This is a genomic window from Rhodococcus sp. IEGM 1372 (assembly GCF_030056835.1).
In the GTDB taxonomy this organism is placed as follows: domain Bacteria; phylum Actinomycetota; class Actinomycetes; order Mycobacteriales; family Mycobacteriaceae; genus Rhodococcoides.
Window position 1 is genome coordinate 19,903 of the sequence record NZ_JASHKS010000048.1, and the last position, 10,499, is coordinate 30,401.

Annotated in this window: 10 protein-coding genes; 3 read left to right on the top strand and 7 right to left on the bottom strand. The window is 63.5% G+C overall.

Annotated elements, in window-relative coordinates:
• Positions 1-139: 139 nt before the first annotated feature.
• Positions 140-1,669 (bottom strand): class I adenylate-forming enzyme family protein, encoded by a 1,530-nt coding sequence (locus QM590_RS23500; RefSeq protein ID WP_243597286.1) that lies wholly within the window; start codon positions 1,667-1,669, stop codon positions 140-142.
• Positions 1,670-1,959: 290 nt separating this feature from the next.
• Here QM590_RS23500 and QM590_RS23505 point away from each other — a divergent pair, with 290 nt between their 5' ends.
• A complete protein-coding gene (locus tag QM590_RS23505) occupies positions 1,960-3,174 on the top strand; it encodes a TetR/AcrR family transcriptional regulator (RefSeq protein ID WP_243597285.1) in 1,215 nt (404 codons plus the stop codon).
• Between the two features lie 13 nt (positions 3,175-3,187).
• Here the strand turns inward: QM590_RS23505 and QM590_RS23510 are convergent, their stop codons facing one another.
• The 6 genes from QM590_RS23510 to QM590_RS23535 are packed head-to-tail and all read right to left on the bottom strand — an operon-like array spanning position 3,188 to position 8,440.
• Positions 3,188-4,327, bottom strand: coding sequence for a CaiB/BaiF CoA transferase family protein (locus QM590_RS23510; RefSeq protein WP_243597284.1), 1,140 nt, complete (start codon positions 4,325-4,327; stop codon positions 3,188-3,190).
• 45 nt (positions 4,328-4,372) lie between these two features.
• Entirely contained in the window at positions 4,373-5,524 is a 1,152-nt protein-coding gene (locus QM590_RS23515; protein WP_243597283.1) for an acyl-CoA dehydrogenase family protein, read from the bottom strand.
• A 9-nt stretch (positions 5,525-5,533) separates the two neighbouring features.
• The gene (locus QM590_RS23520; RefSeq protein ID WP_243597282.1) at positions 5,534-6,364 is read right to left on the bottom strand and encodes an SDR family NAD(P)-dependent oxidoreductase; all 831 of its coding nucleotides are present in this window, start codon (positions 6,362-6,364) and stop codon (positions 5,534-5,536) included.
• A gap of 17 nt (positions 6,365-6,381) precedes the next feature.
• Positions 6,382-6,795, bottom strand: coding sequence for a MaoC/PaaZ C-terminal domain-containing protein (locus tag QM590_RS23525; protein ID WP_243597281.1), 414 nt, complete (start codon positions 6,793-6,795; stop codon positions 6,382-6,384).
• Positions 6,792-7,250, bottom strand: a complete 459-nt coding sequence (locus QM590_RS23530; RefSeq protein WP_243597280.1) for a MaoC family dehydratase N-terminal domain-containing protein — start codon at positions 7,248-7,250, stop codon at positions 6,792-6,794. The genes QM590_RS23525 and QM590_RS23530 overlap by 4 nt, the downstream gene beginning before the upstream one ends.
• A 2-nt stretch (positions 7,251-7,252) precedes the next feature.
• Positions 7,253-8,440: a lipid-transfer protein gene (locus tag QM590_RS23535; protein ID WP_243597279.1), complete on the bottom strand. Its 1,188-nt coding sequence runs from the start codon at positions 8,438-8,440 to the stop codon at positions 7,253-7,255.
• A 258-nt stretch (positions 8,441-8,698) separates the two neighbouring features.
• Between QM590_RS23535 and QM590_RS23540 the strand changes: the two genes are divergently transcribed.
• Positions 8,699-9,235: a DUF6998 domain-containing protein gene (locus tag QM590_RS23540; RefSeq protein ID WP_243597278.1), complete on the top strand. Its 537-nt coding sequence runs from the start codon at positions 8,699-8,701 to the stop codon at positions 9,233-9,235.
• A gap of 350 nt (positions 9,236-9,585) precedes the next feature.
• A complete protein-coding gene (locus QM590_RS23545; RefSeq protein ID WP_243597277.1) occupies positions 9,586-10,308 on the top strand; it encodes a RusA family crossover junction endodeoxyribonuclease in 723 nt (240 codons plus the stop codon).
• Positions 10,309-10,499: the final 191 nt, after the last annotated feature.

Here is a 10,499-nt window from a genome sequence, read left to right on the forward strand (position 1 = left end):
GCCGATTGTTGTGTGGAACTGACTATCTCGATGCTGTCGTGTCGGAGGTGTTGCTCCGCTGCTGCGTGCGACTCGTGCAGTGCCGAGGCGCTGCACGAGTCGGTCGGCGGTGGCGGGTGTATCGCAGCGACGCCGGCCGTCAGGGGTGTTGGCTTGGCCCTGACGACGTTGCGCTGTGTTGAAGCTTGTCGCGCAGTTTGTGTTTCATGATCTTGCCGGACGGGTTGCGGGGGATCTCGGCGATGACCAGCTCGCGCGGCAGTTTGTAGTCGGAGACCAGCTTTCCGGCGTGCTCACGGAGTTCGTCGAGCGTGATGTCGCAACCGGGAAGTGGGGTGACGACGGCGACGATGGTTTCGCCGTACACGGCGTCGCTGCGGCCGACGACGGCGCAGTCGGCAACCCCGGGGGTGCCGGCCAGAGCATTCTCGACTTCGACGGAGTAGACGTTGCGGCCACCGGTGATGATCATGTCCTTCATTCGGTCGACCAGCGTGATGTATCCGTCGTCGTCGATTCGCGCGAGGTCGCCGGTGTGCAGCCATCCCTCGCGTAGGACGTCTGCGGTCTCTCGCGGCTTGTTCCAGTAGCCCTTCATGACGGTCTCGCCCTGCAGGATCAGCTCCCCGGTCTCCCCGCGTGGCACATCCCGGTTCTCCGGGTCGACCACTCGGACGACGGTGTTGAGCAGGCTGAATCGGCCGCTTGCGGAGGGCTTGGCCCGTACCTCGTGCGGGCGGCTGTAGATTCCGCCCGGTCCACCTTCGGTCTGACCGCACGCTTGGTAGAGGTTCACTGCCGGCAGTGCGTCGAGGAGGCGGCCGACGGCGTCAGCGGGCATCGGTGCGGCACCGAAGATTCCGGTCCTCCATGCGCTGAGGTCGCGGTCGGCGAGGTCGGGTTGGCGGAGCAGCATCTGGTACATCGTCGGCACGCCGAAGAAGCCGGTGATCCGCTCGCTCTCGAGCGCGTCCAGTACTGCTGTGGGCTCGAAGCCGGGGAGTACGACATGTGTCGCGCCGACCATCGTGCCGGGAATGAGCATCATCGTCAGCTCGGCTGCATGGTAGAGCGGAGCGACGTGCAGCAGCCGGTCCGCCTCGGTGAGCCCGAACAGGCTGGTGAGTGAAATACCCACCCAGATGGTCCGATGATGGTCGAACAGAGCGCCTTTGGGGCGACCTGTAGTTCCGGAGGTGTAGAGAATCAGCGCATCGTCGGATTCGTCGACCAGGACCTCGGGTGTGGAGTCGGGCTCGTCGGCGGCGAGGTCCGCGAGACTGCGGTGCCCCTCCACGTGTCCGAGCGCGAGGAGCAGCGGGGAGCTCGCGTCACCGACGGTCTCGGTGACCACCTGCGAGACGGTTGCATCGAATGCCAGGACCGATGCACCTGAATCGTCGAGGAGATAGCGCAGTTCCGGTCCAGCGGATCGTGGGTTGATGGGTACGACGATGGCTCCGAGCTTTGCCGCGGCATAGAACGCGATCACGAACCAATCGGAGTTCCCGGCCATCAGGGCGAATCGATCTCCCTTGCTCAACCCGAGTCGGTGCAGTGCGTGGGCTGCACGATTGACCTCGGCGTCGAGTTCTCGGTAGGTACGCCTACTCGATGCGAGCACCAGCGCCGTCCTGTCCGGACACCGCTGCGCACTGACGGTCAACATGCTTCCGATCGTTGGCATAGCCGCTTTCCCCTTCGATACCTGCTCGGTAAATTTCTACTGGCAATAGTAGAGGTTGCAAATCGTTCTGTAGTGGCTTTCAATGCAATAAGTAATTTTTCATTAGCTTCTACAGCCTTGTCGGCTTCGCGAGCTCAGCGCCCTGATCCCAGGGGGCGACGCGACGGGACGCCGTGCCCCGGTGCGGCGTCGAGAGTTACGAGAAGTGCGGTGTGCGCGTGGTACATCACTAGGATCGGCACCATCGGATGTTCGGAACGGATCGGCGGGCAATGAGTACAGCGCAGGTGAAGTCCACCGGAGTCGGTACGCGCCGCCCCCGCGACCGTCGGGCCCAGATATTGACGGCCGCTGCGGCTCAGTTCGGCACTGTCGGATACAGCAACGCCAACATCTCCGAGATCGCCGATGCGGTGGGCATCACAGCAGGAGCGCTGTACAAGCACTTCCGCAACAAGGAATCGATGCTCACCGAACTGACACTCGAAGGCTCCGATCGGTTCGTTGCCGCGCTCGCCGACGACACTGCCGACTTCGCCTCGACGATGTCGACGTTGGTAACGCTGGCAGTCTCGCGCCGCGACATCGGAGTGCTCTGGCAACGCGAGGCCCGCAATCTCCCCGAGCATCAACGGACCGAACTTCGCGATCGCCGCCGATACTGCCAGCAGCGTGTCGGTGAGTTGATCGCCGCTCACAGGCCGGCCTCCAGTGCAGACGAGTGCCGACTCCTCGCCGATGCCGTGATTGCAATCCTGCTCAGTCCCTCCTACCACCGCGCACAGGTGCCCAGCGAGCGGTACCGGTCACTGCTCGAGACGATCATCGGCAGGGTCGTCGACGTCCGTTTCGATCAGCCGGAACCGAGCGTCGACCCTGTCAGGACACTCGCACCGCCACGGCACACGCGCCGCTCTCGGCGAGAAGTCCTTCTGGGTGAAGCGACAACACTGTTCGCCGAACGCGGCTTCCACGCTGTGACGATGGACGAGATCGGGCAATCCGCCGGAATGGCCGGACCGAGCGTGTACAACCACTTCGCGAAGAAGGACGACATTCTCATCGCCGCACTCAATCGGGGTGCCGACATGCTTGACATCGGGTTGAACAAAGCGCTCGCACACGCGGAATCTGCGGCGCACGGCGTGCATCTGTCGTTGGTGTCGTACATCGAGTCGATGACCGATCATCCTGCTCTGGTGACCATCGTGGTCAACGAAACGGCGAGTCTGACCGACCCGTTGCGGCACCAGCTGCGGTCCAGGCAGCGCGAATACGTCGACGAGTGGGTTCATCTTCTGGCCTCTGTTCATCCCGGTACCGATACCGATACCGAGGAACTGCGGGCAACCGTCCTCGCCGCGATCACGGTGGTCAACATCGTGGTCGTCAACATCGCGGTCGATCGGTTCACCACGACACCGGCAGGCGAACTCGTTCACGAGCTCGCCTGCATCGGCGACGCGGTACTCGGGCTCGATCGCTGATCGCACGTATCGGTCAGCGGACTGCGCCCGAGGAGGTCATCGCGGTCACGGTGTCCGCCCCGAGACCCCAGCGGGTGAGCGTCTCGGTCACGTCGCGACCGCCGTCGTCCATCGGGACCGGAACCGCGTTGACCGTTCGGTCGAACCGGGGGGCCGGTGCCGGTTGCACGACCCCACCGACCTCGATGAACGCTTCGCGAGCCTTGTTGTGCGGGTGCTCGTGCGCTTCCCATGGCGACAGCACGGGGGAGACGCAGGCGTCGGAGTCTGCGAACACCTCCGTCCAATGCGCGCGAGTGTTCTGCACGAATTTGCTTGCGATCAGCTTCTTCAGCTCCGGCCATGCGGCGGCATCCAACTGGGAGGGGATCTCGGCCGCAATCACGCCCAGGGCGTCGAGGAGTTGCGCGTAGAACTGCGGCTCCACCGATCCGACGGCCATATACAGACCGTCGGATGTTTCGTAGGTGTCGTAGAACGGCGCTCCACCGTCGAGGGCGTTGGTTCCCCGCGGGCCGTCCCACATGCCGCTGGCGTGCATGCCGTGCATGAACGTGGTCAACAACGCTGCCCCGTCCACCATTGCAGCGTCGACGACCTGTCCCTGCCCGGACCGCTCCCGCTCGAACAGTGCCGAGACGATCCCGAGCGCGAGCATCAACCCACCGCCGCCGAAGTCGCCGACCAGATTCATCGGCGCGTGGGGCCTCTCACCGGCGCGCCCGATCGGTTCCAACGCCCCGGCCACGGCGATGTAGTTGATGTCATGGCCGGCCCGCGGGGCCAGCGGGCCGTCCTGGCCCCAACCGGTCATGCGCCCGTACACCAGCCGCGGGTTGATCTCGAGCAGCTCGGTAGGTCCGATGCCGAGACGTTCGGCCACCCCCGGCCGGAATCCTTCGACGAACACGTCCGCAGTGGCCACCAGTGTGCGTACCGCCTCGATCCCGGCAGGATCCTTCAAATCCACCGCGATGCTGCGCCGCCCGCGATCGAGAGGCCCGGCAGGCGGGGTGAGACCTGCCGATGCACGTCCGCCCGCGCGGTCGACCCGGATGATCTCGGCCCCCATATCGGCCAGGATCATGCACCCGAACGGGGCCGGAGCCAGGCTCGCAATCTCGACCACTCGTACGCCATCCAGAGGTCCCACAGTGTTCGTCGCTTTCTCTTCGATTCGAGTCGGGCGGTGGAGCAGCTACAGCGATCGCGCGATGAGGTCCTTCATCACTTCGTTCGATCCGCCGTAGATGCGTTGCACGCGGGCATCGGCGTACATCCGGGCGATCTGATATTCGGCCATGTATCCGTAGCCACCGAACAGCTGAAGGCACTTGTCGACGACCTGCCCCTGCACCTCCGTGGTGTACGCCTTCGCCATCGACGCGGTCGCACTGTCGAGCTCGCCGCGCAGATGACGCTCGATGCAGCTGTCGACGAACACTCGTGACACGTGAGCAAGGGTGGCGCATTCGGCGAGCTGGAAGCGGGTGTTCTGCATGTCGAAGAGCGGACCGCCGAATGCCGCACGGTCCTTGGTGTACTGCACTGTCAGAGCCACAGCGGTTTGCGTTGCTGCGGCTGCGCACACCCCGATCACCAACCGCTCGTGTGGTAACTGTTTCATCAGGTACGCGAAGCCGGCGCCGGCGTCGCCGAGCAGATTCTCGGCCGGGACACGGACGTCTTCGAAGAACAACTCGGCGGTGTCCTGACCCTTCATGCCGATCTTGTCCAGCACGCGCCCCACTCGGTATCCCGGGGCATCGGCGGTCTCGACGACGATCAGCGATACGCCCTTGGCACCGGCCGACGGATCGGTCTTGACGGCGACGATGACCAGGTCGGCGTGTTTGCCGTTGGAGATGAACGTCTTCGCCCCGTTGAGCACGAAGTCATCGCCGTCGCGGCGGGCGCTGCTGCGCATGGTCTTGAGGTCGGATCCGGCACCCGGCTCACTCATGGCGATCGCCCCGACGATCTCACCGGTGGCCATCTTGGGCAACCATCGCTGCTTCTGGTCCTCGGTTCCGTACGCAAGGATGTAGTGGGCGACGATGCCGCTGTGCACCATGTTGCCGAAGCTGGTGTCGCCGAGACCGTACTGGGCGTCGAAGATCGCGAAGTCGTGGGCGTAGGTCCCGCCGCCGCCGCCGTATTCCTCCGGGATCGAGGCGCACAGCAGACCGAGGTCTCCCGCGGCGTTCCAGAAGCTCCGGTCGACGCACTTCTGCTCGGCGAAGCGTTCCTGGTTCGGTAGGAGCTCGGCCTGGAAGAATTTCGTGGCCATGTCCTTGAGCGCGACGACGTCGTCGTCGATCCATGTCGGCCGATAGTCCGCTGTCTTCATCGTCGACTCCTAGAAGTTGAAGCCGCCGCCGCAGACCAAGGTCTGGGCGCTGACGTAGTCGGACTCGGGGGTGCACAGCAGGTACACCGATCCCGCGGCTTCGCTGGGTGCGCCGGCGCGCCCGAGCGGGATCATCTGCTCCATCGCGGTCATCAGATCGGGGTTGACGCCGACCTTGATCTCGCGGCCCTGCACATCGATGGTGGCTGCGCCGTCGGCCGAGGCTTCGGTGAGGCGGGTCTTGATGAATCCGAACGCCACGGTGTTGACGGTGACGTTGTAGCGGCCCCACTCCTTGGCGAGCGTCTTGGTCAGACCGGTGATGCCTGCCTTGGCCGAGGAGTAGTTGGCTTGGCCGGGGTTGCCGCCGGTGCCGGCGAGGGAGGAGATGTTGACGACCTTGCGGCACGGCACGGGCTGACCGTCCTGCTTGGCCTTCTTCACCGCGGCGGCGATCACGGGCTGCGCGGCACGCAGAATGCGGAAGGGGGCCTTGAGGTGCACGTCGAGGATGGCGTCCCACTGCTCGTCGGTCATCTTCTGAATCACCGAATCCCAGGTGTAGCCGGCGTTGTTGACGATGATGTCCAGGCCGCCGAACGAATCGACTGCGGTCTGCACGAACCGCTCGGCGAAGCCGTCGTCGGTGACGCTGCCCGCGCATGCCACGGCCTGCCCGCCCGCTGCTGTGATCGCGGCAACGGTTTCCTCGGCCGGTGCGGTATCGAGATCGTTGACGACGACCTTCGCGCCTTCGCGGGCGAGCTTGAGCGCAATTTCACGGCCGATGCCGCGTCCGGAACCGGAGACGATGGCGACCTTGTTGTCGAGATTTCCCATGATGTGAACGGTCTCTTTCAGTCGAGTGCGACGACGGCGTCGCCGGTGAGTGTGACGGTGCCGTCGGCAAGAGTGACGGTGAGTTCCACAGTGGCGGTTCGGGTTCCGGCCGAGTCGTCGATGGAGACGACTTTGCCGGTGGCGGTCGGCTTGGCCGATACCGGTGTGATGGAGGCGAACCGAACCCGGTAGGACCGAATCGATTCCTGCGGAACCCAATTGGTCAGCAACCGACCCAGGTGGGCCATGGAGAGCATGCCGTGGGCGAAGACGTCCTCGAGGCCGGCAGACTTCGCGACGTCGATATCGATGTGCATCGGATTGTGATCGCCCGATGCACCGGCGAACAGCGCCAGCGTGGTTCGAGAGATTCTGCCGACGTCCAGGGCCGGAAGTTCGGTCCCGACCGTGATGTGTTCGGTGGATGTCATTGTCCGCCTCCCGGGTTGCGTACGACGAGCACTGCGCGAAGATCGGCGACGGCGGATCCGTCGGCTCGGGTCACGGCGGTGTCCTTGACGACGAAGTCCAACGCACCGCCCTTCTTCGAGTAGATATCGGTGATGGTCGACCTCGCGGTCAAGGTGTCGCCTGCATGTGCCGTCGAGTGGTAGGTGAAGATCTGCTCACCGTGCAAGACGAAGCGCAGATCGACACCGAGGTCCGACATCCACGCGAACGGATCGGGGCTGTCGAGCTCGATGGAGAACAGGAACGTCGGCGGCACCGGCAGATCCGGATGCCCGGCGGCCTGGGCCGCATCGGTATCGATATAGACGGGGTTCGTTTCCCCGATTGCCTTGGCGAAGAAGCGCAACCGCGCTGCATCGACGGTGATCGCGACCGGCTCGAGCTCGGTCCCGATCGCTGCGGGATCGATGGACATTCTCAGCTCACCTTCTCGTACAGGGTGACCACGGCGGCACCGCCGAGTCCGATGTTGTGTTGCAGAGCGACCTTGAGATCTCCCTCGACCTGACGGTTCTCGGCCTGTCCACGCAACTGCCACACCAGTTCTGCGCACTGTGCCAGGCCGGTCGCGCCGAGCGGATGCCCCTTGGACAACAGCCCGCCGGAGGGGTTGGTGACGACTCGGCCGCCGTAGGTGTTGTCGCCGTCGTTGATGAACTTCTCGGCCGTTCCCTCGGGCGTGAGACCGATCGCTTCGTAGGTGAGCAGCTCGTTGGCGGTGAAGCAGTCGTGCAGCTCGACGACGCGGATGTCCTCGGGGCCGACACCGGACATCTCGTAGACCTGCTGCGCCGCTGCCTTCGACATGTCGTAGCCGACGATCTTGGTCATGTCCTTCTCGTCGAACGTCGAGGCGAAATCGGTGGTCATGGCCTGCGCTTTGATCACGATCGAGGCGTCGAGCCCGTTCTTCTTCGCGTACTCCTCGCTGACGATGACCGCCGCAGCGGCCCCACAGGTCGGCGGGCAGCACTGCAACCGGGTCAGTGAGCCGTAAATGTGCGGCGATGCGAGCACTTCTTCGACGCTCGTCGGGGTCTTGAACACCGCGTAGGGATTGTTCGCCGCATGCAACCGGGACTTGACGGAGATCTTTGCGAACGTCTCGGGCGAGGTGCCGTACCTGTCTGCGTACTGCTTGCCTGCACCTCCGAACATCTGTGCGGCAAAGGGGGATTCGTCTCGGACCTGGATCTGATCCATCACCTCGTCGAAGCGCTCGAACGGACTCGGTCGATCGGAGTAGCCCATCGACAGTGCGCCGCGTTGCATCTGCTCGAACCCGACCGCCAGTGCGACATCGACTGCGCCGGATTCGACGGCCTGCCGCGCGAGATACAGGGCGGAGGAGCCGGTGGAGCAGTTGTTGTTGACGTTGATGACGGGGATACCGGTCAACCCAAGTCCGTACACGACGGCCTGGCCGCACGTGGAATCGCCGTATACGTACCCGGCGTACGCCTGCTGGATGACGTTGTACTCGATTCCAGCGTCGGCCAATGCCGCGCGCGCGGCAGTAGTGCCCATCACGTCGTAGGTATCGGACTTGCTCGGTGTGGCGAAGGGGATCATTCCCACACCCGCCACCACTGCTCTGCGCGTCATCGAAAGCTCCAATCGATTACTAATGCTGATTTACTTAGTGAACCAGAACTCCTGTTCGCAGGCAATACCGCATAGCGATCCGAAGCAAATGACCAATCCTCGACCCGCGGGGTCCGACGACGGGGCCCCCGATTCACTTCCTCGACGCATCGGCCCGAAGTCGGCCGTCGACCATCTCTACGATGCTGTCCATCGACGTCAGGTGCGCGGTCGTGGGCGCTCCGTTCCCGGACGACTTCCGGGCCTACCATGGCCGCCGTGCCTGTAGACCTGTCGTCGTTGACCATTGCCGAGCTGCTGCGCCTGTGGGCCGGAACCATGAACGAACTCCGTGTCCGGGGAGTAGTTCGAACGAACAACAACCCGGTTGGTGACATCGCTGAGGCGATAGTGCACGAGCACTACGGTGGCCAGCGAGGTTCGTTCTCCCAGAAAGGCTGGGATGTCCAGGATCCGAGCGGGCGTCGCTTGCAGGTCAAGGGAATGCGGCAGACCGAGCTTCGAGGCAGACGAAACCTCAGCGCAATCCGCGATAGCGATTACGACGTGGTCGTGGTCGTAGTTTTCGACATCGACTTCGCACTGACCAGAACCATCGAGATACCGCGCCCGGTCGTCGAGGAGCTCTTCAAGATCCGCCCGTACGTCAACGGGCGAATCATCACTGTGTCCGATGCACTGACCAGCGTCGCTTCGGTCTCGTCCATCGACATGACGGCTGCGTACGAGCGCGTCGGCTCCCCAGCAGCCCGCTCGACCATCGGTGTCGACGTGCCGTCCGTACCGGATCCGTAGACGGCGGTCACGTCACGTGGAGGACCGTCGATTCGGCTGTCCGTACCGGCATCGCATAGCGCTGCTGCGAGATCCTCACGGTGGTCTCATCAAGCTTCTACCGAGGACGGCTCGAAATGCGCGGAACGGTCACTGCCATGTACAGGTCGATCTGCCTGGCTCGATCCTCCCTCGCTAGCTCCTCGTATATTCGAAAAGCGAAGTGCTGGAACAATATGCAGCACTTTACCTGACATAATATCCGTTATCGGTAACGATTTTCATTACAGTTCAGAACGTGCCATGGGTCAGTATCGGTACGGCCGCGGACCGACGGGGTACGCACGCCACCGGCAAGGTTGGATCAATCCATGAGCTTGCATCCGATCGATTCAGCGCTGCAACTATTGACCGAACACGACACGCCGGATACGCGCCTGGCGGTCATCTTCTCGTTCTACTCACAGGAGACCTCAAGGGCGCTGGCCGACCCACCCACGCCTCGGCAGCGCCAGGACGTGCACGAGTGGCTGGTGTCTATGCGTGGAACCTTGAAAGCCGCGTACCTTCCTGACTTTCGTGTCGAATGGCCGACACGTCGCCCTGTGGCAGCACTTTCACCCAGGTCGAAGATGAGCTCGATAGCGCAACTTCCATGCAACGCATGCGAACCGGTGCCGGATGCCGTGATCCAGCACTGGCCGATCCAGGTGGAGCCCTGGTCCGCACAAACTGACCACGCCCGCAACGCCGAGCTCAAGGTGGCAGTAACCGCCATGCTGAAGGAATTCTCTCGCGGCCGGCAACCGACCGTCGACAGTCCGATGTGTATTTCGGTCACCTCACTTGTGCCTCGTGGCAGCCGCCGAAAGGATGCCGACAATCTGCTGAAGGGCCTGCTCGACAGCCTCGCCACCGTGATCTATCAGAACGACGGCCAGATTCAGTGTTTGACCAGCCGTCGCGTCGAGTACGCCGGGAGCATAGGCATGTACAAGGTTCGCGCCCAAGAGGTCTACCAGTGGGACGCTGACACCATCTGGGACGACCCCAGCGAACCAACGGTAATGTCCGGTCGACGCGTGGCCCCCTGAGTTCTTTCTGTGCTTCGGGGGATGATTGGTGCCCGTCACCGTGGTTCTGAGTTTGAGGACTCATCCCCGTCGCCAATCCCTCGTACTCGCCGCACGCATCCATCGACAAAGGGCCGGTAACGGATGGGACAATTCCCGGCTCATCCCAATCGGGGGTGTAGGAGTTGGGGTCTGAATCCGCCGGTCTCGAG

Coding starts and splice junctions, on each gene's coding strand:
- QM590_RS23520 (WP_243597282.1), bottom strand. CDS start 6,364: ATGGGAAATCTCGACAACAAGGTCGCCATCGTCTCCGGTTCCGGACGC.
- QM590_RS23545 (WP_243597277.1), top strand. CDS start 9,586: ATGAGCTTGCATCCGATCGATTCAGCGCTGCAACTATTGACCGAACAC.
- QM590_RS23515 (WP_243597283.1), bottom strand. CDS start 5,524: ATGAAGACAGCGGACTATCGGCCGACATGGATCGACGACGACGTCGTC.
- QM590_RS23535 (WP_243597279.1), bottom strand. CDS start 8,440: ATGACGCGCAGAGCAGTGGTGGCGGGTGTGGGAATGATCCCCTTCGCC.
- QM590_RS23530 (WP_243597280.1), bottom strand. CDS start 7,250: ATGTCCATCGATCCCGCAGCGATCGGGACCGAGCTCGAGCCGGTCGCG.
- QM590_RS23525 (WP_243597281.1), bottom strand. CDS start 6,795: ATGACATCCACCGAACACATCACGGTCGGGACCGAACTTCCGGCCCTG.
- QM590_RS23500 (WP_243597286.1), bottom strand. CDS start 1,669: ATGTTGACCGTCAGTGCGCAGCGGTGTCCGGACAGGACGGCGCTGGTG.
- QM590_RS23505 (WP_243597285.1), top strand. CDS start 1,960: ATGAGTACAGCGCAGGTGAAGTCCACCGGAGTCGGTACGCGCCGCCCC.